27 protein-coding genes, 1 tRNA gene and 1 other RNA gene are annotated in these 24,839 nt (G+C 63.6%); 6 read left to right on the top strand and 23 right to left on the bottom strand.

Annotated elements, in window-relative coordinates; all coding sequences use genetic code 11:
- Window positions 1-9: 9 nt before the first annotated feature.
- From BVU17_01320 to BVU17_01245, 16 genes are all read right to left on the bottom strand, one after another.
- Window positions 10-1,233: a ferredoxin gene (locus tag BVU17_01320; GenBank protein AUG46220.1), complete on the bottom strand. Its 1,224-nt coding sequence runs from the start codon at window positions 1,231-1,233 to the stop codon at window positions 10-12.
- Entirely contained in the window at window positions 1,230-1,889 is a 660-nt protein-coding gene (locus BVU17_01315) for a cobalamin biosynthesis protein (protein AUG46219.1), read from the bottom strand. The genes BVU17_01320 and BVU17_01315 overlap by 4 nt, the downstream gene beginning before the upstream one ends.
- Window positions 1,886-2,161: a ferredoxin gene (locus BVU17_01310; protein AUG46218.1), complete on the bottom strand. Its 276-nt coding sequence runs from the start codon at window positions 2,159-2,161 to the stop codon at window positions 1,886-1,888. The genes BVU17_01315 and BVU17_01310 overlap by 4 nt, the downstream gene beginning before the upstream one ends.
- Entirely contained in the window at window positions 2,161-3,165 is a 1,005-nt protein-coding gene (locus BVU17_01305) for a precorrin-3B C(17)-methyltransferase (protein AUG46217.1), read from the bottom strand. The genes BVU17_01310 and BVU17_01305 overlap by 1 nt, the downstream gene beginning before the upstream one ends.
- A gap of 2 nt (window positions 3,166-3,167) precedes the next feature.
- Window positions 3,168-4,094 (bottom strand): cobalt-precorrin-2 C(20)-methyltransferase, encoded by a 927-nt coding sequence (locus tag BVU17_01300; protein AUG46216.1) that lies wholly within the window; start codon window positions 4,092-4,094, stop codon window positions 3,168-3,170.
- 220 nt (window positions 4,095-4,314) lie between these two features.
- A complete protein-coding gene (locus BVU17_01295; protein AUG46215.1) occupies window positions 4,315-5,079 on the bottom strand; it encodes a 3-ketoacyl-ACP reductase in 765 nt (254 codons plus the stop codon).
- A gap of 153 nt (window positions 5,080-5,232) precedes the next feature.
- A complete protein-coding gene (locus BVU17_01290; protein AUG46214.1) occupies window positions 5,233-6,204 on the bottom strand; it encodes a cobalamin biosynthesis protein CbiG in 972 nt (323 codons plus the stop codon).
- Window positions 6,204-7,082: a cobalamin biosynthesis protein gene (locus BVU17_01285; protein ID AUG46213.1), complete on the bottom strand. Its 879-nt coding sequence runs from the start codon at window positions 7,080-7,082 to the stop codon at window positions 6,204-6,206. The genes BVU17_01290 and BVU17_01285 overlap by 1 nt, the downstream gene beginning before the upstream one ends.
- Window positions 7,075-7,872, bottom strand: a complete 798-nt coding sequence (locus BVU17_01280; protein ID AUG46212.1) for a precorrin-2 C(20)-methyltransferase — start codon at window positions 7,870-7,872, stop codon at window positions 7,075-7,077. The genes BVU17_01285 and BVU17_01280 overlap by 8 nt, the downstream gene beginning before the upstream one ends.
- Window positions 7,869-8,477 carry a precorrin-6Y C5,15-methyltransferase (decarboxylating) subunit CbiT gene (locus BVU17_01275; protein ID AUG46211.1) on the bottom strand — a complete coding sequence of 203 codons (609 nt, stop codon included), beginning with the start codon at window positions 8,475-8,477 and terminating at the stop codon, window positions 7,869-7,871. Before BVU17_01275 ends, BVU17_01280 begins: the two co-directional genes overlap by 4 nt.
- Window positions 8,478-8,579: 102 nt before the next feature.
- Complete coding sequence (locus BVU17_01270; protein ID AUG48807.1) at window positions 8,580-10,130, bottom strand: histidine kinase; 1,551 nt, start codon at window positions 10,128-10,130, stop codon at window positions 8,580-8,582.
- Between the two features lie 91 nt (window positions 10,131-10,221).
- Complete coding sequence (locus BVU17_01265) at window positions 10,222-12,282, bottom strand: excinuclease ABC subunit B (GenBank protein ID AUG46210.1); 2,061 nt, start codon at window positions 12,280-12,282, stop codon at window positions 10,222-10,224.
- Between the two features lie 49 nt (window positions 12,283-12,331).
- The gene (locus BVU17_01260) at window positions 12,332-12,946 is read right to left on the bottom strand and encodes a rubrerythrin family protein (GenBank protein ID AUG46209.1); all 615 of its coding nucleotides are present in this window, start codon (window positions 12,944-12,946) and stop codon (window positions 12,332-12,334) included.
- A gap of 61 nt (window positions 12,947-13,007) precedes the next feature.
- An RNA gene (gene rnpB, locus BVU17_01255) (RNase P RNA component) lies at window positions 13,008-13,433 on the bottom strand.
- Window positions 13,434-13,770: 337 nt separating this feature from the next.
- Entirely contained in the window at window positions 13,771-15,534 is a 1,764-nt protein-coding gene (locus tag BVU17_01250) for a ferredoxin--nitrite reductase (protein AUG46208.1), read from the bottom strand.
- A 92-nt stretch (window positions 15,535-15,626) separates the two neighbouring features.
- Window positions 15,627-15,968 carry a hypothetical protein gene (locus BVU17_01245; protein AUG46207.1) on the bottom strand — a complete coding sequence of 114 codons (342 nt, stop codon included), beginning with the start codon at window positions 15,966-15,968 and terminating at the stop codon, window positions 15,627-15,629.
- Window positions 15,969-16,506: 538 nt separating this feature from the next.
- On the opposite strand from BVU17_01245, the gene BVU17_01240 reads away from it, so the two are divergent.
- The 3 genes from BVU17_01240 (at window position 16,507) to BVU17_01230 (ending at window position 17,760) form a co-directional block, all read left to right on the top strand.
- Entirely contained in the window at window positions 16,507-17,184 is a 678-nt protein-coding gene (locus BVU17_01240) for a hypothetical protein (protein ID AUG46206.1), read from the top strand.
- A gap of 34 nt (window positions 17,185-17,218) precedes the next feature.
- A tRNA-Lys gene (locus tag BVU17_01235) sits at window positions 17,219-17,292 on the top strand.
- Between the two features lie 240 nt (window positions 17,293-17,532).
- Window positions 17,533-17,760, top strand: a complete 228-nt coding sequence (locus BVU17_01230; GenBank protein AUG46205.1) for a hypothetical protein — start codon at window positions 17,533-17,535, stop codon at window positions 17,758-17,760.
- A gap of 36 nt (window positions 17,761-17,796) precedes the next feature.
- On the opposite strand, the gene BVU17_01225 is transcribed toward BVU17_01230, so the two are convergent.
- The 4 genes from BVU17_01225 to BVU17_01210 form a co-directional block, all read right to left on the bottom strand.
- Window positions 17,797-18,663 (bottom strand): hypothetical protein, encoded by an 867-nt coding sequence (locus BVU17_01225; GenBank protein ID AUG46204.1) that lies wholly within the window; start codon window positions 18,661-18,663, stop codon window positions 17,797-17,799.
- 112 nt (window positions 18,664-18,775) lie between these two features.
- The gene (locus BVU17_01220) at window positions 18,776-19,108 is read right to left on the bottom strand and encodes a hypothetical protein (GenBank protein AUG46203.1); all 333 of its coding nucleotides are present in this window, start codon (window positions 19,106-19,108) and stop codon (window positions 18,776-18,778) included.
- A gap of 60 nt (window positions 19,109-19,168) precedes the next feature.
- Entirely contained in the window at window positions 19,169-19,348 is a 180-nt protein-coding gene (locus BVU17_01215) for a hypothetical protein (GenBank protein AUG46202.1), read from the bottom strand.
- A gap of 111 nt (window positions 19,349-19,459) precedes the next feature.
- On the bottom strand, window positions 19,460-19,768 hold the full coding sequence (locus BVU17_01210; GenBank protein ID AUG46201.1) for a hypothetical protein: 309 nt from the start codon (window positions 19,766-19,768) through the stop codon (window positions 19,460-19,462).
- A 79-nt stretch (window positions 19,769-19,847) separates the two neighbouring features.
- Between BVU17_01210 and BVU17_01205 the strand changes: the two genes are divergently transcribed.
- The gene (locus BVU17_01205; GenBank protein AUG46200.1) at window positions 19,848-20,261 is read left to right on the top strand and encodes a hypothetical protein; all 414 of its coding nucleotides are present in this window, start codon (window positions 19,848-19,850) and stop codon (window positions 20,259-20,261) included.
- 164 nt (window positions 20,262-20,425) lie between these two features.
- On the top strand, window positions 20,426-21,571 hold the full coding sequence (locus tag BVU17_01200) for a signal peptidase I (GenBank protein AUG46199.1): 1,146 nt from the start codon (window positions 20,426-20,428) through the stop codon (window positions 21,569-21,571).
- Window positions 21,572-21,579: 8 nt separating this feature from the next.
- Here BVU17_01200 and BVU17_01195 read toward each other — a convergent pair whose 3' ends face one another.
- The 3 genes from BVU17_01195 to BVU17_01185 all read right to left on the bottom strand — a co-directional run bounded on the left by BVU17_01195 (window position 21,580) and on the right by BVU17_01185 (window position 24,065).
- Window positions 21,580-22,719: a hypothetical protein gene (locus BVU17_01195; GenBank protein ID AUG46198.1), complete on the bottom strand. Its 1,140-nt coding sequence runs from the start codon at window positions 22,717-22,719 to the stop codon at window positions 21,580-21,582.
- A complete protein-coding gene (locus BVU17_01190; GenBank protein AUG46197.1) occupies window positions 22,716-23,276 on the bottom strand; it encodes a hypothetical protein in 561 nt (186 codons plus the stop codon). The genes BVU17_01195 and BVU17_01190 overlap by 4 nt, the downstream gene beginning before the upstream one ends.
- 156 nt (window positions 23,277-23,432) lie before the next feature.
- Entirely contained in the window at window positions 23,433-24,065 is a 633-nt protein-coding gene (locus BVU17_01185) for a hypothetical protein (GenBank protein ID AUG46196.1), read from the bottom strand.
- A gap of 115 nt (window positions 24,066-24,180) precedes the next feature.
- Here BVU17_01185 and BVU17_01180 point away from each other — a divergent pair, with 115 nt between their 5' ends.
- Window positions 24,181-24,750, top strand: coding sequence for a hypothetical protein (locus tag BVU17_01180; protein AUG46195.1), 570 nt, complete (start codon window positions 24,181-24,183; stop codon window positions 24,748-24,750).
- Window positions 24,751-24,839: the final 89 nt, after the last annotated feature.

The raw sequence follows: 24,839 nt of genomic DNA, 5'->3' as shown, positions 1-24,839 counted from the left end.
TTGTAAGTCTCAAAGCGTCTGGTCGACAAGTTCGCTTACGATGCGGTCGCGGTCCAGATGCGAGGAAACGATGTCGGCGGCGTCCTCGTCTTCGACACCGCCGTACCAGACGCCGTCGGGATAGACGGCGACCATCGGTCCCTCGCCACAGCGGCCGAGACACGACGACCGCGTGATGCGGGCGTCACACTGGTCGCTGTCGCGGGCGGCCTGACGGAGCCGTTCGAGGACCGCCGGCGCGCCGTCCTGTGCGCAGGTCTGGTTCGTGCAAACGGCGACGTGTTTCTCGGGGGCGTCGTGGACGTGCGGGTCGTCGTCGACGTTCTCGCGGTCGGCGTGTTCCGCCTGGTGGGTCAGCGCCCGGAGCATCGCGCGAGCGCCGCCCTGGTCCTCCTCGTAGCCGTCGAGTTCGACCTTGTACTTGCAGGTGTCACAGGACATCTCGACGCTTCCCGTGCGGGCTTCCTGCCAGCGGTCGCCGAGCACGTCCAGCAGGCGCGTGTCGGTCCCCAGCGGTTCGCCGGGAGCGGCGTCGACGTAGGGATACTCCTCGTCGAACTTGCGTGCGCCGTCCTTGATACGGCCGGTCAGCACGCCGTCGCCGAGCATGTACGGCACGACGACGACGGCGTCGGGCCGGCTCTTGGCGATGTCGTGCAGCGTCTCGTCCAGTAGCGGCTCGGTGACGCCGATGAACGACGCCTCGACCCGCGAGAACTCGCGGCCCTCGTACAGCAGGCGGGCGAGCTTGTGTACGTCGGCGTTGGCGTCCGGGTCGCTGGAGCCGCGGGCACAGACCACGACGGCCACGTCGTCGTCTTCGCGGTCGACGCCCAGTTCGGCCTCGACGGCCGCCGCGCGGTCGTCCAGCAGGTCAAGCAGGGCGGGATGGACACCCAGGTGTGCGCCGTTATTGATGGTCAGTTCGGGGTGGGCTTCCCGAGCCTGCTCAACGGCCAGGGGCACGTCGTTTTTGACGTGACTGGCGGCGAATAGCGAGAGGTGGACCACCGACACTTCCGAGACCGCCCCGGCCAGCCCCGCGATGGCCTCGTCGATGGCCGGCTCCGCGAGTTCGAGGAAGGCCGCGTCGACGGGGAGGCCGAGTCGCCCTTCCAGTTCGACCGCGAGGTCGCGGACCTGTTCGTTGGACTTCTCGCGCCGGGAGCCGTGGCCGACGAGCAGGACCGCCTCGTCGTCCAGCGTCTCCGGCGCGCTGATGGCTTCGCTCATCGGACTCGTTCGATACTCTTCCGGAGCTTGCGCCGCCGGCTGGGCGCGAACAGCCCCGTCTCCTCGCTACCCTCGTACAGCCAGTCGCCGAGGGCAGGTGCCGCGTCGTCGTCCACGCCGAACCAGTAGCCTGAGGACGTTTCCGAGAGGTCATCGTAGGGCGCGTCGACCGGACAGCGGTCGAGCAGCGTCTGTATCGTCCGGAGGAGTCGCTCGTCTTCGTGGACAAAGGAGATGCCGACGGCGTCGTCGTCGGACTTGAAACAGACCGTGCCACAGCCTTCGAGCAGCCCCCGGAGGAGTTGCCGGTCGTAGTCGGCTAGCGCGTCGAAGCGGTAGCCGCCCGAGTCGCCCTCGAACGGCAGGCCAAGCGCCGCGCTGGCGCGGTCGGCCAGCCCGCCGACGACTTGGACGGTGAACTCCTCCTCCTGACGGGTAATCGAGGTGTCGTGGGCATACGCCCGCTCGACGATGCGGCGGTCGGCTCGCTCCGCACCAGCGATGGAAGCGAGCCGCCGAGCGGCCGTTTCGTCGTTCGTCCGGACGGTGATACAGCTGTCCTCGCACTCGCCGTCGCCGGTGACCCGACCCCAGAAGTACGCCGTCTCGGGGTGGGCTGCGAGCATATCGTTTGGCGCACCCGTTTCGACGCTCATGGCTGGACCTCCTCGTGGTCGGTGGCGGCAGGTGTATCGGCGGCCCCGGCGTCCTCCTCGACGGATTCCACGTGAATCGCATCGAGCGGACAGGCCGCAGCGGCCTGCTCGGCATCGTCCCGCCGGTCGTCGTCGAAGGTGGCCTCGATTGCCGTCTGGTCGTCCGTCTCGATAGCCGCCAGTCCCTCGCTATCCTCGACGAAGCGGGCGTCACGGACGAGACAGGCGAACACGCCGTCGCAGGCCTTGCGGTCGATAGTGATTCGGTACATCAGTAGTCGTACTTGGTTTCGTAGCCCCGCGGGGTCACCATCCGGTCGTCCCAGACGTAGGTGTCCTCGTTGCCCACGAGCAGCGTAGTGGTCATGTCCACGAGGTCAGTTTCGCCGAGTTCGGGCAGTTCGCCGAGTTCGACGATTTCGACCTGCTCGTCCTCTCGGCCGGCGGCGTGGACGACGCCGACCGGCGTCTCGGGGTCGCGGTGCTCCAGCAGAATTTCACAGCACTTCTCGTAGTTGTCCCGGCGCTTGCGACTCCACGGGTTGTAGATGGTGATGGTGAAGCCCTCCTTGGCGGCGGCGTGGAGCCGCGATTCGATGGTCGGCATGTCGGTGAGGTGGTCCGACAGCGAGATGGAGACGGTGTCGTTGACCAGCGGCGCGCCGACGCGGGCCGCACAGGACTGGGCCGCCGGGACGCCCGGCACCACGTCGAAGTCGAGCATCGTCGCCGTCGCGCCCTTAGATTCGATTATCTCCAGCGCGAGGCCCGCCAGCGCGTAGACGTTCGGGTCGCCGCTGCCGATGATGGCGACGTCGTTGCCCGCCAGCGCGCGGTCGATTGCCTCTTCCGTTCGAGACACTTCACCGCACATCGGCGTGTTGTAGATGTCCTCCGCGGCGTCGGTCACCTCGTCGGGAAGCAGTTCGACGTAGGTCGTGTAGCCGACGATGTGCTCGGCGTCCATGAGAGCGGACCGGGCGCGGGCGGTCATCCCCTCCGGCTGGCCGGGGCCGAGGCCGACGGCGATGAGTTGGCCCGGCTCGGCGTCGAAGTCGTCGACCGTCGCGCCGACCTCCTCCTCGTCCGAGTCGCTGGAGGAGGACGCGCCGCAGGAACTGCTGCTGGACGACGAGGACGTGGACGACGAGGCCCCGCACTTCGAGGCCGTATCGTCGCCCGTGTCCGGTGTCGTTTCTGTGGACGAACTCGCCTCGCTTGCCCCGCACTTCGATTCTGTCTCGGTACTTGCGTCGGTAGTATTGTCAGTGCTCATTGTCAGAAGTCGTCGACGTCACGCCCGCCACGCGGGGTGACGAGGAATTCTTGGTAGTCGTTGCGCCAGACTTCGGTCTCGTGGGTACCGACGACGATAGACGAACCCATGCCACCGACCTTGTCGTCGTGGTCGGGCAGGTCGCCGAGCGTCGTAATCGTCTCCGTCTCGTCGTCGAGATTGCGCCCGGCCTCGCCGCGGCCGGAGTCGTTGACGATGGCGGCAGGCACGTCGTCGGCCCGTTCCTCCCGCAGAACATCGACGGCTCGCTCGTAGTCGCGCCAACAGTTGTAGAGCACCACGACGAAGCCGCTGATTGCGGCCGCGCGCAGCTTCTCCTCAATCTCGTCCCAGCCGCGCCACTTGTCCGACAGCGAGATGGTACAGAAATCGTTCGACAGCGGCGCGCCGAGGTTGGCCGCGCCCGACAGCGCCGCGGTCACGCCGGGGACGATCTCGATTGGCACGTCGTCAGCGTCGTCGGCGTCGGCCATCGTAAAGAGGAGGTCGGACTTCCCGTAGACGTTCGGGTCGCCCCCGGAGACGTGGGCGATGTCCTCGCCGGCCCGGACCCGCTCGAAGGCCTCGCGGGCGAGTTCGACCTGCTTGCCCATCGACGACCGGATGAGGGTCTGGCGGCTGCCGTCGGGCCGCTCCAGCACGGTTCCCTCCTCGTCGGCGACCGCGCCGTCGTCGGTTTCGCCGTCGAGTTCAGCCGATTGGGGCGGGAGCGTGCCGTCCTTCCGGAGGAACTCCTGATAGAGGTTCGAGGCGATGATACAGTCAGCGGTCTGGATAACGTCTTTCGCCCGCTGGGTCATGTCGTGGGGGAGCCCCGGCCCGATACCGACCACGTACAGCGTCCCGTAGTCGGCTGGACGCGTCGCCTCAGCCGCGGCCGCTGTCGACTGGCGTCCGTCGCTACTCATCCTCGGTCTCCGAGGGCAGCCGGTCGAATCTCGATACTGTGGCGCATGGTGAGTACAACGCCGCTTTCGCATAAAACAATTTTGCTTGTACTAGTTCAATCGTATGTGTTGAGAGGAAGTAGTTTGGTTGTACCCGAGTCACAGAAGCGTCGAAAACAGTGGCTGTCCAATCACACTCACGTCGGTGACTCACGCCGGAAACAGTTCGATACCCCCGCGGTCAGGTGTTCGACAGCCCTCCGTCGACGACGAGGCTCTCGCCGTTGACGTAGGAGGCCATATCGCTGGCAAGGAACGTCGCCACGTCGGCGATCTCTTCGGGTTCGCCGAAGCGACCTGAGGGGATGAGTTCCTTCAGCATCATCTTCGTCGTGTCGTCGATGCGCTCGTCCTCGAACATCTGGGTCTTGCTGTAGCCCGGGTGGATAGCGTTGACTCGGATGTCGTAGTTACTCAGACGATCCGCGAGTGCGTAGGTAAACAGTCGGACCGCGCCCTTCGAAGTACAGTAGTTGACCAGCAGGCCGGTGCCGCGGATGCCGCCGGAGCTGGACATATTGATGACAGTGCCGCCGCCGTTCTCCCGCATCGCCTCGGTCGCGACCTGCGCGCCGAAGAACACGCCTTTCGTGTTCACGTCCATCAGCCGGTCGTAGTCCTCCTCCGTGGTCTCGTAGAAGTCCGCTATCTCGGAGATACCGGCGTTGTTGACCATGATGTCGATACCGCCCAGCTCCTCGGCCGCAGCGACGGCTACCTCCAGATCGTCGGGGTTCGTCACGTCACATTCGACGAAGTGCGCTTCGCGGTCGGTCTCAGCGTTGACCAGTTCGTGTGTCGGTCCGCCGCCCTCACGGGGTGCCTCCTGCAGGTCCGCGACAATGATGTCAGCACCGTGCTCCGCGTACCGTCGGCAGATGGCCCGGCCGAACCCGCTCGCGCCGCCCGTGACGACCGCCGTCTTGTCTTCGAGTAGTGTTGTCATGCGCCATTTATCACCACAGGTGCACATAATAAATAAGTTGAGAGTTGTACGGAGACAGGAACTCGGAACAGTTGTACAGTCGCCGCCAGAGATAGTTCAGCAGTCGCTCGGCGACGGAAAATCGGAACTAAAAACCAATTCTCGGAAGGGACTCTATTCCCCGATAGCGACGGTCACGGCCTCGTCGTAGCGGGTCTTCTCGGCCAGCAGGTCGTGGTCGCGACCGGCGGCGATAGCCGACGCCTCGGCGATGCCCGGCCAGCCGATGAGTTCCTTCGACCGGGAGGGCGTCGGTCCCTCGAACTCCTCCAGAGTCTCCTTCTCGAAGGCGATGACGCCCAGCCCCCACTCTTCGGCAGCGGCGAGCATGCCTTCCTCGTCGGCTTTCCGGGTGCCCGTTGCGACGAACTCCACGTCCCCGCGGTCGAGGTCGGCCTCGTTCAGCGCCTGTTCCCAGGCTGCGTGGAACTGCTCGACATCAGCGCCGGCGACGCTGCCACAGCCGAGCACGACGCCGTCGTCTTTGTTGCGCTTCAGGACAGTCACGTCGTCGTCGACCAGCACGGCCTTCGGCCCGTCGAGGCGCTCGATTGGGCCGAGTTCGTCGTCCAGCACGGCGAGGTTCGTCGCAACGGTCGAGTCGCCGTTGACGACGTGGGCATCGAGCGCTTTCGCCTGCTTCTCGACGCCCTGCTTGTCGGCAGCCTCGCTTGCGGTCGTCATCGCCGGCACCGCGCCCATGCTTGCGAGGTCGTCGGCGACCTGATTTGCGCCGTGGTGGCCGCCGGTGATGGGGATGGCCCAGGTGAGTTCCTCGTCGACCACACAGATTGCGGGGTCGTCCCACTTGTCGTCGAGCAGATGTGCGGTCTTACGCATCGCGATACCGCTCGCCATCAGGCCGATGAAGCAGTCGTACTCGCCCCAGTGCTCCTCGAACACGTCGCCGTGGTATTCGAGGATGTCGATAGACTCGTAGCGGTCGCCGATGCCGTCGACGATATCTTCGGCGGTGTCCATCTTCCGCTCGAAGGCGACGATGGCGATGTCTTCGGCTACTTCGCCGTCTGAATCGGGTGCTTTGCAACTGTTCGAACTGGATTCGTTGTCTGTGTCAGTGCTCATCAGTCGTCAGCCTCCTGTGAATCCGCATCGCTCCCCCGGTTGGCCCAGTCGCCGTAGAGGAAGGAGCGCTCGTAGTCCTCGCCGCCGACAGCATCCCCAATAACGACCATCGCCGAGGCGCGATAGCCGGCGTCTTCCAGTTTCTCGCCGATGGTCTCGATGGTCCCCTCGATGACGTCCTCGTCGGGCCAGGATGCGTGGTAGATAGCCGCTACCGGGGTTTCGGGGTCGTGGCCGTCTTCGAGCAGGCGGTCCATGGTCTCGCTGACGGCGTGGGTCCCCAGATAGATGCACGTCGTCACGTCGCCCATGCCGACGAACTCAGAGATGTGGTCCTCGTCTTCGTCCAGCGTCTTGCCCTGCGGGCGAGTGAAGGCGACGTGGTTGGCGACCTCGTTCAGCGTCAACTGCGTGCGCATCGTTGCGCTGGCGGCAAAGGCAGAGGTGACACCGGGGACGATGTAGGTCGGAACGCCCTCGTGTTCCAGTGCGTCCATCTGCTCCAGCGCGGCCCCGTAGATGGCGGGATCGCCGCTGTGGAGGCGAACGACGGTGTCGCCGGCCTCGTAGGCGTCCCGCATCAGCGGAATCAGCTCCTCCAAGTCCTTGCCGATAGAGGAGACCGTCTCGGCGTCGTCGCAGTACTCCTCCAGCAGTTCGCTGTTGACGAGCGAGCCGGCGTGGACCACGAGGTCGGCGTCGGCCAGCAGTTCGCGGCCGGCGACGGTCAACAATCGAGGGTTGCCCGGGCCGGCCCCGACGAAGGGGATGCCCTCCTGCTCGTCGCCGGCGCTGTACTCGTAGACGCGGTCGTCTCGGTTCCCGGCGACGGAGTCAATCGCCGTCTGTGGGTCCGTCTCACCAGTCTCGTCAGTCATGCTGCACCTCGTCGCCGCAAAGGGCGGCTTCAGAGCGCTCCTGTCGCAGGAGTTCCCCGGAGCCGTTCTCACCGCCGTCGGTCACGACACCGCTCTCGTCGGCCGCTTCGAGGAAGGCGTCGGTCGCCTGCTCGACGCGCGTCTCGGGTTTCTCGGCGTAGGCCAGCGTGTAGTAGTCCCGCTCGTCGATGTCGGTCGGGTCGTCGGTGACGACCGTCTCGCCCTGTTCCATGAACAGCCGGCGGCCGTAGACCACGTCGTAGCCGGCCTCGACCAGCCCCTCGTGGGTGGCCGGCGCGTCGGTCACCTTGAACAGAATCATCCGGTCGGGGCCGGTCGGGGACGCGCCGCGGTCGGCCTCTCGCAGGGCCAGGCTGGAGCCGGCGGTGATTTCGACGCCCAGCGCCGTCGCAAACGCCGACATGGCGCTGACGCCGGGCACCACTTCGAGGTCGACCTCGGGGTGGAAGGCGGCGAGGGTCCGCCGGAGGTGGCCGAACGTCGAGTAGACGTTCGGGTCCCCCAGCGTGACGAAGGCGGCGTCGCCGTCGCGGGCCGTCGGCGCGATTTCGGCGGCGGCGTCCTTCCAAGCCGCCCGGAGCTTCTCCTCGTCGCGTGTCATCGGGAAGTCGAGGTCGCCGATGCGCTCCTCGGGGACGTGCTCGGTCGCGACCGACCGCGAGAGCCGCCCCGGCGAGTACACCACGTCGGCCGATTCGAGCGCGCGCTTGCCCCGGACCGTCACGAGGTCCGGCTGGCCGGGGCCGAGACCGATGCCGTAGAGGGTCATCGCGCCCCTCCGTCGGCCGTCTCGGCGTCACTCGGTCCGCCTGCGCCGTCAGCGGCCACGTCCTCGCTGGCGCTGCCGACGAGCATATACACGGGGTTCTCCGAGTCGAAGCTCGTCGCGCCGGCGAGTTCGTAGCCGTGGCTCACCTGGAACTGGACGACCTCCTCTAAGATGTCGCGCTCGCGGAAGGCCTCCGTCGCCGCGCCGGCGACTTCGAGCCGCGAGACGTTCATCACGATTCGATCGACGCCGGTCTCGACCGCGTGGTCGAGGACGGCCTCGTAGTTGCGCGACCCGCCCAGGAAGAGGGCGTCGGCGTCGTCGGGCAGCCCCTCCGGGGCCTCTGCCTCGCGGAGTTCGACGTCGGCGTCGACGTCGTTGGCGGCGAGGTTCTTGCGAGTCACGTCGAGTCGATTCCCCTTGCGTTCGAGCGCAGTGACCCGCCCGGCCCGGCGCGCCGCCGTGATGGTGACGGCACCGGTACAGGAACCGACCTCCGCGAAGTGGTCGGACCCGGTGAGAGCGAGTTTGCTGGCGAGGACGGCCCGGACCTCCGGTTTGGTGGGACCGGCCTTCGCATCGTGTGGGAGCGAGACGCGGGACATCACGCTATACAACTACAGTAGCGCGTAAAACAATTTTGGTTGTATTAGTCCAAATGCAGATGATAGCAGGGTTCGGCGACTGGCGTTGGTCGCGTCCGCGGGTCAGGGAGGCCAGACACGGCAGCCGTAGCGGTAGAGCGCGGCCAGGGACCCGCCCCAGAGGAGGTGAGACAGGAGTGCCGTCGCGGTGAGATTCGGGAGGCTCGCCTCGATACCAACAAGTGAGAGCCACACCGGCATGACGATCCCGGCTGCCACGAGCCAGAGCGTGACCGACCAGCCGAGGGCGACCCCGTAGTATCGGCGTCTGTCGGAGAAATGGTCCGGCACGGTTCTGACCAGTGCGGCGTACACCAGTCCGAAGACGACGCTGTGGAAGCCGTGGGTGACCCACCCGACCAGTGGGTTCTGGACGCCGTACAGCGCTCCGATGACGGGGACACCACCGGAGAGGGCCTGCATCGGGACGCCCATGACGACGGCGGCGACGAGCGACGCTCCGACGGCGAGGCCCAGACGGCGCGGTGAGAGTTCCAGCACCTCGTCGGATGTGGCCCTCACGACGCCCTCCTCGACCGAAACGCGCGGCAGCGTCAGCGTGACTGTCGTTCCGCCGTCCGTAACGGTCGCCGCCGTCTGCCCGCCGTAGCTCCGGACGAGCAAGCGAACGAGGTCCAGCCCGAAGCCAGTCGAGCGGTCCTCGTAGGAGCCGATTTCGCCGCGGTCCAGCAGGTCGAGTTGCCGCTCAGGTAGCCCCGGTCCGTCGTCGCTGACGCTGATGGTGACAGTGTCCTCGGCAGCAGTGACCACAACCTCAACGTGGGGCGTGTCGCTGTCATTGTAGACAACCGCGTTCTCGACCAGATGCGCGACGAGGCTATCGAGCATCGTGTTACCCTGCACTCGAAGGTCCGGCGGTACGTCGGCCTGAAGGTCGTAGTCGGCAGATGGGTGGGCCTCCCGGACAGCGTCGAGGCCCGACTCCACGCATGGGACGACGGGGACAGCATCCAGCGACAGGTCGGCGCCGCCGTGGGTGATGTGTTTCATGTTCTCGACGACCTGCTGGACGCCGGCCGAACGGTCGTCGATGACCGACAGGACCGCAGCCGTACTGATACCGTCCCGCGACTCCGCGAGTTCTACCCGGCCCCGGATGACCGTCAGCGCGTTCAGCACCCGGTCACGCAGGATGCGGTTGACCAGGTCCAGCCTGGCGGCCTGCTGTTCGAGTTCGTGTCGCTGCCGGTTCGACCGACCGGCGTAGACGCCGGTGAGCGCCCCGCCGACGCCGCCACCGATGAGGAAGTTTGAGAGATACGTCCGGCTCCCTCCGGCGGACAGCGGCCCCATGCCGCCGTTTCCGACCAGCGTCACCAGAACGAGGACGAACATCGCGCCAGTGCCAGCGAGACACCACAGCGTGACCGTCCGCACGAAGGCGCGTTCGAACTCGCCGACGGCAAGGGCGACACCGAATGCAGACAGCCCCAGACCGAGCATCAGCGGCAACACACCGCCGAAGACGAACGCCACCGGGCCGTCGCTGACCGCCAGCGTGACCGTGAATCGAGTCAGAAAAAAACCGAGGCCAGCGACGACGAGTCCGGACGGCGAGATGCCGCCGCCCAGAGAACGGATAGAGTCGAGCATGGCCTCTTCCGACGGGACAGTCATCGAGATACGTACCATTTCACTTCAGGGTACAAACCGGTTCCCCAGATGAGCGGTCCGAACCGGACCGTCAGAACTCCGGCCCGGGTGCCGGCACGCCGTCGCTGTCGTCGCCGCCGTCGAGATCGAACTCTTCGCGCAGCTCGCGGATGCGGTCTCTGATGTCCGCGGCCAGTTCGAACTCCAGATTGTCCGCGGCTTCCTGCATTCGCTCCTCCAGTTGTTCGATCTGGCGGGCGGCCTCGTCGGCGTCGCTTGCCCCGTCACCGGAGATACCGCCGGTATCGGTCTTGCTCCCCGGCAGGTTCGTCTCGCCGACCTCCTTCTCGATGGTGGTCGGCTCGAAGCCGTGTTCCTCGTTGTACTGCTGCTGGATGCGGCGGCGGCGCTGGGTCTCCTCGATGGCCGACTGCATGGCGTTGCTCTGCTCGTCGGCGTACAGCACCACTTCGCCGTTGACGTTTCTAGCTGCGCGCCCCATCGTCTGGACGAGCGTCGTCTCCGAGCGGAGAAAGCCCTCCTGGTCGGCGTCGAGGATAGCGACGAGGGAGACCTCTGGGATGTCCAGGCCCTCCCGCAGGAGATTGATGCCGACCAGCACGTCGATGTCGCCAAGCCGGAGCGACCGGATGAGTTCGTGCCGTTCCAGCGTGTCCGTTTCGTCGTGCATGTAGGCCACGTCGACGCCGGACTCCTCCAGGTACTCCGTGAGGTCCTCGGCCATCCGCTTTGTCAGCGTCGTCACCAGCACCCGCTCGTCGCGCTCGACGCGCTCGTCGATGCGTTCGAGCAGGTCCTCGACCTGCCCCGTCGCGGAGGCGATTTCGACGGCCGGGTCGACGAGGTGAGTCGGGCGGACGATCTGTTCGACGACCTGGTCGCTGTGGTCGCGCTCGTAATCGCCGGGCGTGGCGGAGACGTACAGCGTCTGGTCGGTCTTCTCCTCGAACTCCTCGAAGGTGAGCGGACGGTTGTCGAAGGCCGTCGGCAGGCGGAAGCCGTTCTCGACGAGGCTCTCCTTGCGGCTCTTGTCGCCCTCGAACTGGCCGCGAATCTGCGGGAGCGTCTGGTGGGACTCGTCGATGACGGTGAGGAAGTCGTCGGGGAAGTAATCCAGCAGGGTGTAGGGAGCCTCGCCCGTCTCGCGGTCCGAGAGGTGGACCGAGTAGTTCTCGATGCCCGAACAGTAGCCCGTCTCTTGCATCATCTCGATGTCGAAGGTGGTCCGCTCCTCGATACGCTGGGCGGCGACGTGGTCGCCCTGGCGCTCGAAGTAGCGGATGCGCTGGTCCAGCAGTTCCTCAATCTCCTCGATAGCCCGCTGGAGTCGCTGTTCAGGAATCGAGTAGTGCTCCGCCGGGTGAATCAGCGCAGCCGGCTCCTCGCTTTTGACCTCGCCTTCCAGCGGGTCGACCTTCAGCATCCGGTCTATCTCGTCGCCCCAGAACTCCACCCGCAGGGCGTAGCGGCCGTACATCGGGTAGATTTCGAGCGTGTCCCCGCGCACGCGGAAGGTTCCCTGCGTGAAGTCCACGTCGTTGCGCTCGTAGTTCAGGTCGACCAGGCGACCGAGGAGGTCGTCGCGCTCGATTTCCTGCCCGACCTCCAGCGAGAGGGACATGTCGATGTAGTTGCGCGGGTCACCGAGGCCGTAGATGGCCGACACCGACGCAACGACGATCACGTCGTCGCGGGTCAACAGCGAACGCGTCGCCGAGTGGCGCAGGCGGTCGATTTCGTCGTTAATGGAGGCATCCTTATCGATGAACGTGTCCGTCTGTTCGACGTAGGCCTCGGGCTGGTAGTAGTCGTAGTAAGAGACGAAGTACTCGACGGCGTTGTCCGGGAACAGCTCTCGGAACTCCTCGTACAGTTGGGCCGCGAGGGTCTTGTTGTGGGCGATGACCAGCGTGGGCTGTTGGATCTCCTCGACGACCCAGGAGACGGTGTTGGTCTTCCCGGAACCGGTCACACCGAGCAAGGTCTGTCGGTCCATTCCCTGCCGGAAGCCCGACGCGAGCTGTTCGATGGCCTCGGGCTGGTCGCCCGCAGGGTCGAACGGGGCATCGACACGAAACTCGCGGTCGACATCTGGTCGGTCGATAGAGAGTGGGCCGCCGGTGTCGCTCATTACCCACATATCGGGCTGGATAGACTTGAGCCGCGTGGTTCGTAAAGAGTTAGCAGACCGGCTTCGGATTCACGCCGAGGTCTTCAAGTGTCTCGAAGTACTCGTCGTAGGCCGTCGAAATAACGTCGATAGCGGCCGCCTCCGCGGCGTCCCAGTCGTCGTCGCTCTCACAGACTGCGTCGAGTAGGTCGGCAGCGTCCTCGCGGAGGTCCACCACGTCGCTGCCAGCGCTACGGAACGTACTCGCAGTCTGTGGGTCCGCCTGCCCGGTAAAGAAACCGGTGTACTGCTCTTTGACTTTCTTGTCGACGAGCGACCAGCCGACGAACCCGCCCAGGCGCTGGACGGTCCCATCGAGGTCGTCGAGTACGTCGTGCATCGCCGGTGTCCGGTCGACCGGTTCGGCATCAGTGCTGTCACCGCGCTCGGCCGTCTCGTCCGCCGCGTCGGCAAACAGCGCGGCCGCGTCGTCGTCGGCGTCGTCGTCGCTCCAAGCGTCGAAGGTTGCGTGCGCCGCCTGCTCACGGGCGGCCGCCGCCGCCAGTACCACGTCCGGGTCCATCTCGCCGCGGGTGTCGGCATAGAGCGTCTTCGAGGAGCCCAGTCGGGAGAGTTCCGTCTGCTGGTCGTCACGGACGGCGTCGATGAGGTCGACTGCAGTCATACTCCAGCATGTGGCCGGCGCGGGCTTGTAACCATCGGACCCGCCGCTACCGAGGTAGTGTGGCTGCGGGGAGTAAGCCCCCTTCTGTTCGGGCCAGCATTCGGCTGAGCGGCCACGTCCAGCGCTTGCGCGCAGCGTCGGACTACCTGTCGACGCGGCCTTGCACCGGTGAGGTTTCGCCGTTCCATCGGTCCGTCGCCGGAAGCGTGGGGCGTCAGAGACGGCCCACGGAATGCGCCCCGGAGTCACCGGGTCGCAACTGCCCTCGGTGGGTTACCTCTCCCTCGCTTTGGCGGCGTGCCGCACCGTCTGGTGGGGCACGAGTCGCCTCGCTCGGGATTCGCACACCTCATCGGTCCGGCGACGACGTGTCGTTGCTGTTCCAGAGCCGACGGTCTCCCGCCCCGGGCTTGCGCCCGGTCACCTGTCCGACAGGTGGGGGGACTTTCCTCATGGCTTGCGCCACGGGAGCCGGCCTCCCGCTGCCACCAATGGGTACGCCAGTGCCGTGAATAAGACTTACCAACGACCTTTTTTCGCCGGGGCATCGCGCTCGCCGGTGGTGAGCGCTCAACCCCGGCAAAAAAACGTCGATGAAAAAAGCGCGAATCGCGCCGCGATTCGCGTGAAACCGCTCGCTTCGCTCGCGGTATGCTCACAACAGCGACTGCAAAACTTGTGTCCCCCTTCAGAGGTAGACCTACCTTTCCCCGGGTCGCGCGACGGAGCGCGCTCCCGGCCACAGGAAGCGACAGAGAGCTATCAAAACGTGGACAGCCACGCGGTTCCGCGAGAAACGAGGCGCGAATGCCCAGCAGTGCGACTTAGTCGTCGGAGGGCAGCGGCTCGCCGGAGCCGTCAGTCGGCGCGGGCGAGGCCTGCATGTCGTCGTCCTCGGCGTAAGGGTACCACGTCATCTTCGTGTTGTGCATGTACGGGTCGTCGTAGTCCGTCTCTTCGGGTTCGACCATCTCGGCCAGCGTCTCCTCGTCGCGGTCCGCGACGAAGTCACGGAAGGTCTCGCCGCCCTCGCGGGCGTCCTTGAAGTTGTTGACGAGGTTCTTGATAGCGCCGGGCACCTCGTCGGCGGGGACACGCATCTCCACCCAGTCGGCGAAGCGCGGGTCGTCGCCGAGGCCGCCGCCGAGGCCGATGTCGAGGGCCTCGACCGGTTCGCCGTCCTTGCGGGTCTTCATGCCGCGCAGGGACACGTCGGCTATCTGGGGCTGGGCACAGGAGGCCGTACAGCCCGAGAGATGGATGTGGAAGTCCTTGTGGTCATCGGGGAGTTCGACGTTGTCCTTGAGCCAGCGGGCGTAGCGAACTTGGCGGTTCTTCGTCTCGACGATAGAGAGCGAGCAGTACTCCGTGCCCGTGCAGGCGATGGAGCCGCGCATGAACGGCGACGGATCCGGGGAGTAGTGTTCGAGCAGGGGTTCGCTGGTGAACTCGTCGAGGTTCTCCTCGGGCACGTCGGTGACGATGATGTTCTGGCGCTGGGTCAGACGGACCTCGCCGGAGCCGTACTCGTCGGCGAGTTCGGCGAGTTCGAGCACGTCGTCGGCACCCATGCGGCCGACCAGCACGTTCAGGCCGACGTAGTAGTTGCCGTCCTTCTGCTCGTGAATCCCGACGTGGTCGTTGTGCCCGTCCTGGGACCCGGTGTTGTAGCTGTACTGGTCGCGCATGTCCTCGCCGGCGGTCGGGAGTTCGAAGTCGACGTACTCCTCCTGCAGGACCGAGCGCATCTTCTCGGGACCCCACTCGTCCATGAGGAACTTGATGCGGGCGTTGAAGCGGTCCTCACGGTCGCCGTGGTCGCGGAAGAGCGCGGACATGCCGTGGGCCACGTCCGCGGCCTGCTCCGGCGGCACCCATACGTCGATATCGCGGGCGAGGCGCGGCTCCTTGCGGGAGAGGCCGCCGCCGATACGGACGTTAAAGCCGAGTTCGCCGTCCTTTTCCGCAGGCTCGAAAGCGAGGTCGTTGATGTCGCCCTGGCCACAGCCCTCGTCACAGCCGGCGATGGCAACCTTCCACTTGCGCGGGAGGTTCGAGTAGTCGTCGTTGCCCTTGAACGTCTCGTGGAGGTCCTCGGCGACAGGCCAGGCGTCGACGTGCTCGTGCTTGTCCTTGCCAGCGACGGGACAGCCGACGATGTTCCGCCAGGAGTCGCCACAGGCCTGCTGAGTGCCCAGGCCGACGGCTTCGAGCTTCTCGAAAATCTCCGGAATGTCCTCCAGTTTGATCCAGTGGAGCTGGATGCTCTGGCGGGTCGTCCAGTCGCAGTAGGCCTCGCCGAACTCGGGGTTGTCGGCGGGACCGGTCGCGTACTCCTTTGCGATTTCGCCGATGACCTCCAGTTGTCCCGGCTTGATGACACCGTTGGGCGTCCCGATACGCATCATGAAATACGACTCCTGCCCGGAGCGCTGGTGGTACAGGCCCCACCACTTGAAGCGCTCGAACCAGGCGTCGTGTTCGTCCTCCGGGATGGCGTCCCAGCCCTTCTCCGCGAACTCCATCAGATGCTCCCGTATCTCGTTGCCGTAAACCTCGTCTTTCCATTTCTCGACTTTACTGGGCATAGCTAATGTGTTCTCTCACAAGTCTCACAGACTTATACAACACACTTTGCCGTCAACCGTCTCCCCCACTCCCCGAAACAAGAGATTGTTGCCTATTCTTCAGGGTTCGCAAGCCGGGTTCGTTTCTCCGGAAAATGGATGCTCTCGTGGACAACACCGTAGAACTCGCCGGAATCGGGATCTACGACGCGGCCGACGGTCAACCAGTCGGTAACGCCGCTTTCACCGCAGGCGATGCACTGGCCGGCTATTCGTGCCTGGATGTCCGGGTAATCAACGCCCACTTCCACGAACCCCTCAGCGAGTAAATCCGTCGTCTCACACCCGCAGAAGCCGCTTCGAGCCAGCAGCCACAGGTCCGAGACGTTCACTTCCCGCGAGTCGTTGACGGAGATCCAGGCCCCGTCGTCGAGCTGGTGAACGTCAGTCGTCATTACATCTCATTAGATTCCCGAGACACCTGAGGACATCGGCGGTCGCAAGTATCACCGCGGTCGGGTCGAATCCGTCGCAGTCATGCGGTAACTGCATCAAATATAATGGCCCACTATTTCCTGGGTTCTGTACGAGATGGGACTAAATGTTGCCTGTAAGTCGCAGTGCGGGCCAAGCTTACAGGAGAGTCCGTGTTTAAGATAATGGGGGCGTTATGGAGGAGTACGACACCACGTGGCGGCCACGTAGGTCGCTGCTGTGACTGAAACGATGACGAACGCACAACAGACCCACGACGATGACGCCGAACGCGAAGAGCCGACCACAGACCACCTCGATAACGTCGAGGACGGCTGCGGTTGCACAGAAATCTGGGAGCACATGAGCGAAGAGCGCGAGAGCGCATCTGACGACTGATACAGACTGGGCACTGATTGCGCCGACACCGGGTCGGTGACATCCGGGAATTACTTACAATAGCCTGCATGACACCCCTGTACGGGATACTTTTGTGCGGCGCTCCCCAAACACGTATCGATGCCTGAGGGGCCCGACAACGACGTTCCATCGACCGACCGCGAATCACCGGTCGGTAAACCGGTCATCCGCGGTGACCCGGCACTCACCGGCCAGCGACCCGAGGAGGCAATCGAGTTCGATCCCGACGACCCCGAGAGTCTCGAACTCGCGGCCAGAACAGTCGAGAAGTTCTCCGAGAACACCGCCGGCGCCGACGACAACGTGTTCATTCTACGAGGCGCGGCCGCGTGTGCAGCCCTGGTCCGTGGTGAAGGGTCCTACAAGGCCGCTGCCGAGCGGGCCGGTGGCGAGGCGTCGGTCTCGTTCATCCGCAAGTGGTCCCGCGTGCACGATCTCCCGCGCTCCGTGCGCATTCACGTCGCCAAGGGAGAGATTGCGCCGACGGCGGCCAAGCACATCGCCAGAGTCTCCGGCGAATCCCGCCTCCTGCTGGCGTGGGCCGCCCTCGACCACGACCTCACTGTCCGCCAGATCCGCTCCGTTGCCAGCAGCGTCAACGACGGCGCGTCCGTAGACGCGGCACTCGCCAGAAACGGATACGCGCTGGGTGAGATGCGGACACAACTCGGCCGCGACGCCTACTGTCGACTCCGCCGGCAGGCCGCACTCGACGGGGCGTCCCCAGGCGAGGTCATCAGTGAAGCTATCGAATCGTATTTCGACGACGGACCGTAAGGTCTTAATCGCCGCTCCCCCGAGCGAATAGCGAGGGCCGGTAGCTCAGTTAGGCAGAGCGTCTGGCTTTTAACCAGATGGTCGGGGGTTCAACTCCCTCCCGGCCCGTTACCCTATGAACGACAGTGAATAGTGGTAACGCTACGGAGGGCGTTGAACCCTGCAGTCGCGCGCAACGAATGAGCGCGTCTGGCTCCGGTTCAACCACCTCCCGGCCCGCACAGTGAGCCGCTGAGCAACGCGAGTCGGTTCAACTCCCTCCCAACACGCTGTTCTATGGACAAGCGGCGCGGCAGTGTATACTTCGAGACCGGTTCATTTACCACCCAGACAGCGAATGGCATCAGTATGGACGGAACGACCGGTACGGTTCAGCGCGTACTCACGCAGCCGTTGCGCCCGCTAGGTGTCACTGTCGGTGTATTGCTCGTCGTCGCCACGCTCGCGGCGGTCGCCGGCACACCGTGGCAGACGCACGCCTCGATGGCAGCGGCGATTGTACAGATGGTCGCGGCAGTCCTGATGGGTGTGATCGGGATCGGTCTGGCGTACCTCACCTGGGCAGCCGACGCGTAAGTCAGTCGTTGAAAAAACCGAAAACAGACGTCGTTGTTATCCGCGGACGGGCATATACGCCATTCCCAGCATCAGCACGGCTGCGATGCCCGAGAGGATCGAGACGCCCCAGATACCGTTCTTGCGCTCGTGGAAGTAGTCCTGCTGGTCAAGCGTCGCCTGGTACTGGTCGTACTGCTGAATCGGGACGATCTGGACGGTGCTGTGGTCCGGGAAGTGGGCGAAGAACTGCTGCTCGTTCAGCGTGACGTTTCCACCCTCCGAAAGTTCGACTGTGTTCTCACGCGGGGCGAACCATTCGAGCGTTGCACCGTCGGCGGTCACTTCAGAGATAGTGGTCTCCTGGGTACCGCTGTCGGTCGCGTACGGGTAGGTATCACCGACGGAGAACGTCACTGTCTCCGGCTCAGGGAGCCATTCACTCAGTGGGACCTGCGTGTTGTTCGACCGGTAGACCACGTACTCAGTTCCGTTCTGGGTTGCCAGCGTGTTCTTGACCGAGGCGTCCTCGGCGAGGAGCGCACTGACGTTGAGTTCCTCTTCGAGAGTCACCGTACTCTCGTTGCTGTCAGTGTGTACGCGGTAGGTGTCGTTCTGATACGTCGTCGTGGCGTTGTGCTCTAACGTCGCAGTGTACTGTGACGATTCGTTCGTCCACGAGAGGTCAGCTGCCATACTTCCCCCGCCACCGCCGCCGTGGCCGCCACCGCCACCGGACATGTGGATGTTCGTGGCTGTGTATTCCGTTCCGTCGACAGTGAACGTACTCTCGTTGGTCAGTTCGGCGTCAGCGTCGAGCGACACCGTCGGCCGCTGACTCTCCGCGACGCCGATGTAGGCGTACGCAGCAACACTGATAACGAGGAAGAACGCGAAGTACGCCGCCGCGGCTCGTCGTTGCATATCAGGACGGTCAGTCGCCGCGCCGTTTAATGATTACTTTTCGAGCGTATCGGTACGCGGGTGGCACGGGCCGTTTCGCCCCAGCAACGACGGTGTCGATGAACCGCACTGGTCAGGCTGTCTCAGACTCGCCAGCGAGAACATCGTAGCTGTCAAGCGTCCCTGCCATCGGCGGCGCATCCGGGTCGTCTTTCCGCTGCGTACCGTAGTTCAGCCACACGCCGCTCGTGTAACTGTACATCTCGAAGCCAACGTCGGTCTCGACGATGATGTCGATGGCTGCGTCCTCGGGAGCATTATCGAGAACGATAGCTGACCGAACGTCGTTGTCGTGGTGCATCACCCAGACCGCAGCAGCACCGTCAATGTCGTCCAGCAGGGCACTGGCTTCCGCCGGTGAGAACGGGCGGTGAGGCCAGCTGTCGACGGGGTCTGGCTCATCCATACTGGGGAAACGGACCGGAACGGCATCGGTGTTCCCCCATTGCACAGAGGCGTCCGACTATCAGTCAGCGAAGTAGCTAGTGAAAAAGCCGGACAGAAACGACGAAACAGCGACGGCCATGGCCATATCAGTCAGGCTCCAGGGCGCGTCTTCGTCATCAGCCAGCCAGACAGTGATAGCGACGCTCACCACCAGCGAGACGATTCCGTTGAGGAGATGCTTGCTCTTGAGCAGACTCATACGGCCCACTGTTGGTGTGGGATTGGTATAGAGATTACCCCCAAGCGGTGTTTGCTGACTGACACGGGGGCACCGAGTTAGCCACACAGACCGGGTCCAGCACTGTGACAGCTAGCCGTCACAGCAAACCGTGTACCGAACGTCGGCCCGGACAAGAGACACAACCTTCTCGACTGCGTTATCGATGGTCTCGAACTGCCCGAACTTGCTCACAACCGCACCGTCCGCGCGCAACACGACTGTCAACCGGTATCCGTCCGGCCCATCGCGCTGTTCGAGCACGAACTCGCGGTCGGGTAGTCGAGCGATGACTGGGTTGTCAGTCGTGACCGTCCACGACACGCTATCATCGAGTGTGCGCGCCAGTGCCGTTTCGAGTCGGCGGGCGAGTTTTGCCACTGGTTCGTCCCGCGCGTCCATACAGGACGGTCGAGGTGCAGACGTATAAGCCGTTGTGACACGACACAACGTTCAAACGGCCCAGACCCGTACAGTTGGTGTGACTCAGTCGCTTCTCGTCTACGACGGCAGTACCGACCTGTTCCGGCGCGCTGCCGAGACGGTAACCCGCTGTGCCACGGACATCACGCCGGTCCCCTGGGAATCCGACGCCATTCAGGCGTTCCTCCAAGCGCAGTTCGACGACCCACCGTTCGCGTTCATTTTGATCGAAGGCGAGTCCGTCCACGTCGGCGAAGCGGCTGTGAAGGAAGCGCTGGAAGGACTCGATGTCGCGGCCCCCGTCGCTCGGTTGGCCGAGCAGGTGTATCCCACCGCCGCCGCGCCGTTCGGGCGTCTCATCCACGGCCAGGTCCCGGCCGATATCCACGGCACCTTTCCACTGGACACGGCAGCAAAAGCACACATCGAGCCACTTCGGCAGGTCCACACGATCCCTGTCGAAAGGGAGTAATCGAGACGGGAGTAGTCCAACCCCTGCCGCGCGGTCAACAGACGGCAGCGCGTTGCGTCCAGAGACAGCACGCGCCGGTTTCGAACCGTACCGATAACTGGTCGACACACCGCGACTCCTCCGCTGTTCGGAGGGTTGAAAACCTGTGGCCGGTTACTGCAGGTATGCTGCGGCAGGCCGTCGAGGACGCGTTCACCCTGCTTGCTGTCCTCGTCGTTCTCTCCCTCGTTATCGGACAACTCCTCGGACAGCCGATCCTGCTGGGGTACGTGACATCGGGAAGTATGTCGCCGACGCTGAATACGGGTGACGCGTTTGTCGCCGTTCCTGCACCCGTCGCTGGCGAGATTGAGCCGGGAGACGTTATTGTGTTCGAAGCGGTCGAGCTACAGGGCGGCGGACTGACCACACACCGGGTCGTCGCGGAGACCGAAGCGGGGTACATCACGAAAGGGGACAACAACCCGTTCAGAGACCAGAGCGGCGGCGAGCCGGTCGTCACTGACGACCGAGTCGTCGCGACAGCACTACAGGTCAACGGACAGGTCGTCCGGCTCCCCGGCCTCGGGACCGCAATCAGCTCCGCTCGAACGGCGGCGGAAAGTGGATTGGTATTGGTTGGCGGTGCAAGCAACAGCGACCTGACGAGCGGGCAGGGACTCAGTGGACTGTTCATCTCTATCGGGCTCGGGCTGTTTTTACTCGTCTTCGTTGACAGCTTCCGGGCCAGTGAAGGGCGAACCAGAGACCGAACTCGGTCGCGCGATGGGGACGCGATCAACGGCTGGACGATCATACTCGCACTGGCAGTGTTGATTCTCGTGCCGGCAAACGCCGCGATGGTCGCTCCGAGCGGCACACATAGCGTCACCATCGATAGTGCGAGCGAAGAGGTCACACCGGGCGAGCCTGTCGAAAGCGAATTCACTGCGGAAAACGGCGGCCTGGTGACGATGCTCATCGTCCTCGAATCCCCACACCCGGACGCAACGATGGACCGTAACCGGCTTGTCGTCCAGCGCGGCGGGTCGGCGACGGCAACGCTGTCGGTGACTGCCCCGCCGCCCGGCGAACGGGCAGTCGTGACCGTTGAAGAGCATCGCTACTTCCTGCTAGCACCGCCGGGCGTCATCGCAGGGCTGCACAGAGTCCACCCGCTGGTGGCCATCGGAGCGTTCAATTTCCTGGTTCTCGGAAGCCTTGCAGCGGCAGTTGGGGCGACATTCGGGTTCGGAACGACGCGCGAGCGAAGCCGGGACCGGTCGGTTCCGCTGAAGCGGCAGATACGTCGCCTGCTCGGACGTGAGTGATGGCAAGTTTAGCTGGTGATGTCGCCGCCACCACCGCCTGCACTTGCCGTGCTTGAGCTGTAGAGTGTGCTCACCTGGTCGGCAGTGAGTGCGGCGTCGTATATTTTAGGCTCGTCCATGGCGCCGTTGAATCCGTAGATAGCGTTCCCACCGGGGTTGATGCCGGTCCCGATTCGAAGCGGTTGCGTGGACGCCTGCGCATCGGGGAGTGAAAACGTCTGCCCCTTTTGAGTCCCATTGACGTACACCTTGTCCTGTGAACCGTGGGTCCAGACGACGTGTGCCCACTGGTTCTCCGTCAGTGAGACACCCGTGAGCTTGTATTCGTCGGTGGTTTCAATGAGCAGTTCTCTGTCGTCAGAGCCCTGCCAACCGCCACCGAAGCCGAACTGATAGCTATTCTCGTTACGGGAGTTCCATTTGCTGAACAATCGCGTGAGGCCGCCCTGGGTTCGCGGGAATACCCAGGCGGAGAGCGAGAAGTCGTCGGTCAAGTCAAGCGTCTCGTCGTCGGGAACGGTAACAGCATCGTCACCATCAAAATTCAGCACTTCGCCGCGACCCAGTTGTGATGTTACTAGGTCAGGTTCGAAAAGGAAGTCGGACCCTCTGCCGGGACGAAACGCACGCTCACCATCGTTGCCGGCAGCCCACGAATCCGGGACAACCGTTCTGCTAACGTCTTCGAAGCGCCACCACGACACTCTGGGATCGCGACACTCGACTGAAAGCGACCGGCTCAGTTCGACACGCCTGTCGGGACCGGTCGCAGTGATATCGAGGGCGACAGTCGTCGTCCCTTCTGAATCACAGGAAAGCGTCGTTGTGACATCGCCGCTCTCGCCCGGCAGAAGCCTGTTCGGTGTCTGGACGGTCTCGAACGGCGGAGCCGGGCCGGGACTGGCGCTAACACTCGTGAGCTGCTGGTCGAAGTTGTTTGTGAGTGTTGCCAGTATCACCTGCTGGCCGTCCATTCCACTGACTGGGTCGATGTCGACACCAAGCAGCGCATCGCTGTCACTGGCCGTCCCCAGGTTACTGGACCGCTCTGCGTCAATGGTAGTGACACCTGATGTGTCGGCCGCAAGCAGGCCTGCACCGCTGGCGATGAACGCGAGTGCACTGCGCCGGGTCCACTTTTTACTCATTCCAGCAGCTCCGGCGGCTTATCCGCCGCGCCGAGTTGCAGCCGGCGAGTCTCCTTGACGTGGTACGCCGCAGAGACCAGGAATAGCAGCGTAATCACTGTCGGCCACACGAGCGACGGAACCGACGGTGGGAAGACACCGACCCAGACAGCGACGACGAGCGCTAACGAGACAGCGGCGAGTCCGAGATAGTACTCCGCCCACGGTATCGAATCCCCCGGCACAACGTCGAGGTACACATCAAGGCCGTCAGCAGTGTCGGTCAGCGTTACGGTGCCGTTGTCGTGCGTGATGACGCCCGCGCGTTCAAGCGTCGGGAGATGTGTCTGTTGCATCGACGTGTACACGCGGTGTCGCTCCGTGGACGTGATCTCCTGAATGCACTTGTCGTTTTCCCACGCAGCGACCTGCTCGGCAAGGTCAGAGAGTTCAGCACGCTCGTTCTCTTGTTTTATTGCGTGCAAAGCGTACCGACGTCGTTGGTTGCTTAGTATATCGTATACGTCATCGCGCGATAGCTGTCGCTCTTCTGGTCGGCTAACCCCCACCTGTCCCATATCTCTGCTTATACTGTACTACTTGATAGATTTTTTGTTCGTATTTGATTCTAAATGGTAAGTAAATGGTTTTCCACGGTAGACAGCCACCGTCAGGGACAGGCGTCTGGCGGCGGCAGGGCGTGGTGAAGGGAAAGATTCGACCTGCAGGGGGCGTTACGCTTCAGTGATTGTGATCGTCAGATCTTCAGTTTCTGTGGCGCTGTCGCCCGTTTCGAGAGTCGCAGAGAGATCGGAAACCGAGCCAGCAGACACGTCTTGATTGTAGGAATCCGTACTACCGCCAATTCCGGTAAGGAGACCGCTCCCAGTATCCAGATCGACGTTAAAGTTCGTTCCGCTTCCGTCGTCGTTGTTGACTAGTTTGAAGAACCCGCTCGAGTAGTCGTACGTGCTGTTTGGCATCAGTCGCTCGTCGGTTCCACTGTCCTCGTAGCCAAAGACAACAGACACATCGTTTGCGATGAGGCTTACGTAGTCGGTCGAAACAGTCGTGCCGCCGTCGGTAGTTAGGGAGTCAGAGCTCGTCGGAAACAGGGTCGTGGCATCGGTAACAAGAGTGCCGTCGCTATTCCGAAGCGCGACCTCAGCGGCGGACGCGTCGACAAGCACGTCGGTAAATTCGGTTGCGATCTCAGAGCCGTTGCCGTCAGCACCGACGACATTGACTTCGACTTCACGCGTTGCGCTGACATTGCTAAATGCACCAGAGCCGAACGCCGCGCCGGATCCGATACCGACTGTCCCGATGAGACCGAGTACGCTTCTACGGTTCAGTTTCATGTTCAGTTCATTCGTCGAGAGGTTACTACTTACTATTTTGTTGCATTAGCCCGGCTAAAGCACTCATTGAAGCTGCTAACGCTGTTCAGTACTAAGCCGCTATGCCGTGAACTACGCTTCAATGAATCGGCGTGGCTTTCTCCTTAGTATTGGTGCAGCCAGTGTGGGGACTGGTGCGGTGTTTGGCTCCGGTGCGTTCACTTCTATCGAAGCAGACCGGAACGTCAATCTGCAAGTCACCGGCGATACCGGGTCAGCACAGGTGGGGTTTAGCCCGGGGAGCGGTGCCACAGGCATCATCGGAACAGACTCAGATGAATCGGTTGACATCATCAAGTTTGAACAGACGGACCTCAACGAACGAGCGAAGACCACCTTCGAGAACGCCCTGCAGGTCGACAACAACAGTGCGTCGAAGGTCAGTCTCTACATCGATGATAGCACCACTGGCATTGGGGACGACCCCACAAACGGTGAGGTTCTGGACTTCCGCGCGGGCAGCACTGATGCATCGATTGTTGGTTCAGCTCAGGCCATCACGCTCGACCCCGACGGTGGGAGTTCAGACGGCGGCTACAGCGACACCGTGGAGATAGACATCGTTGTCGATCTCCGAGATGACGGTGTTGATGGCAGTAACCTCAGTAGTATCAGCGATGTGACCTTCATCGTCGAGGCGGTCCAACAGTAAGTGAAACCCGAGTCCGACGCTGACTGTCGACCAACAGGTCCAGATACAGGCCCACACGAAGACACGACGTAGCCGGGACAACACAACCA

The sequence above is a fragment of the Haloarcula taiwanensis genome (assembly GCA_002844335.1).
GTDB classification, from domain to species: Archaea; Halobacteriota; Halobacteria; order Halobacteriales; family Haloarculaceae; genus Haloarcula; species Haloarcula taiwanensis.
This window is presented reverse-complemented; position numbering and strand designations above follow the sequence as displayed.

Bases quoted from the DNA above. Each gene is read 5' to 3' on its own strand.
- BVU17_01190 (AUG46197.1), bottom strand. From the start codon at position 23,276: ATGGGACAGGTGGGGGTTAGCCGACCAGAAGAGCGACAGCTATCGCGC.
- BVU17_01230 (AUG46205.1), top strand. From the start codon at position 17,533: ATGGACGGAACGACCGGTACGGTTCAGCGCGTACTCACGCAGCCGTTG.
- BVU17_01265 (AUG46210.1), bottom strand. From the start codon at position 12,282: ATGAGCGACACCGGCGGCCCACTCTCTATCGACCGACCAGATGTCGAC.
- BVU17_01260 (AUG46209.1), bottom strand. From the start codon at position 12,946: ATGACTGCAGTCGACCTCATCGACGCCGTCCGTGACGACCAGCAGACG.
- BVU17_01290 (AUG46214.1), bottom strand. From the start codon at position 6,204: ATGAGCACTGACACAGACAACGAATCCAGTTCGAACAGTTGCAAAGCA.
- BVU17_01200 (AUG46199.1), top strand. From the start codon at position 20,426: ATGCTGCGGCAGGCCGTCGAGGACGCGTTCACCCTGCTTGCTGTCCTC.
- BVU17_01245 (AUG46207.1), bottom strand. From the start codon at position 15,968: ATGACGACTGACGTTCACCAGCTCGACGACGGGGCCTGGATCTCCGTC.
- BVU17_01315 (AUG46219.1), bottom strand. From the start codon at position 1,889: ATGAGCGTCGAAACGGGTGCGCCAAACGATATGCTCGCAGCCCACCCC.
- BVU17_01280 (AUG46212.1), bottom strand. From the start codon at position 7,872: ATGACCCTCTACGGCATCGGTCTCGGCCCCGGCCAGCCGGACCTCGTG.
- BVU17_01320 (AUG46220.1), bottom strand. From the start codon at position 1,233: ATGAGCGAAGCCATCAGCGCGCCGGAGACGCTGGACGACGAGGCGGTC.
- BVU17_01220 (AUG46203.1), bottom strand. From the start codon at position 19,108: ATGGATGAGCCAGACCCCGTCGACAGCTGGCCTCACCGCCCGTTCTCA.
- BVU17_01305 (AUG46217.1), bottom strand. From the start codon at position 3,165: ATGAGCACTGACAATACTACCGACGCAAGTACCGAGACAGAATCGAAG.
- BVU17_01180 (AUG46195.1), top strand. From the start codon at position 24,181: ATGAATCGGCGTGGCTTTCTCCTTAGTATTGGTGCAGCCAGTGTGGGG.
- BVU17_01225 (AUG46204.1), bottom strand. From the start codon at position 18,663: ATGCAACGACGAGCCGCGGCGGCGTACTTCGCGTTCTTCCTCGTTATC.
- BVU17_01275 (AUG46211.1), bottom strand. From the start codon at position 8,477: ATGTCCCGCGTCTCGCTCCCACACGATGCGAAGGCCGGTCCCACCAAA.
- BVU17_01215 (AUG46202.1), bottom strand. From the start codon at position 19,348: ATGAGTCTGCTCAAGAGCAAGCATCTCCTCAACGGAATCGTCTCGCTG.
- BVU17_01210 (AUG46201.1), bottom strand. From the start codon at position 19,768: ATGGACGCGCGGGACGAACCAGTGGCAAAACTCGCCCGCCGACTCGAA.
- BVU17_01195 (AUG46198.1), bottom strand. From the start codon at position 22,719: ATGAGTAAAAAGTGGACCCGGCGCAGTGCACTCGCGTTCATCGCCAGC.
- BVU17_01240 (AUG46206.1), top strand. From the start codon at position 16,507: ATGCCTGAGGGGCCCGACAACGACGTTCCATCGACCGACCGCGAATCA.
- BVU17_01295 (AUG46215.1), bottom strand. From the start codon at position 5,079: ATGACAACACTACTCGAAGACAAGACGGCGGTCGTCACGGGCGGCGCG.
- BVU17_01310 (AUG46218.1), bottom strand. From the start codon at position 2,161: ATGTACCGAATCACTATCGACCGCAAGGCCTGCGACGGCGTGTTCGCC.
- BVU17_01250 (AUG46208.1), bottom strand. From the start codon at position 15,534: ATGCCCAGTAAAGTCGAGAAATGGAAAGACGAGGTTTACGGCAACGAG.
- BVU17_01300 (AUG46216.1), bottom strand. From the start codon at position 4,094: ATGAGTAGCGACGGACGCCAGTCGACAGCGGCCGCGGCTGAGGCGACG.
- BVU17_01285 (AUG46213.1), bottom strand. From the start codon at position 7,082: ATGACTGACGAGACTGGTGAGACGGACCCACAGACGGCGATTGACTCC.
- BVU17_01270 (AUG48807.1), bottom strand. From the start codon at position 10,130: ATGCTCGACTCTATCCGTTCTCTGGGCGGCGGCATCTCGCCGTCCGGA.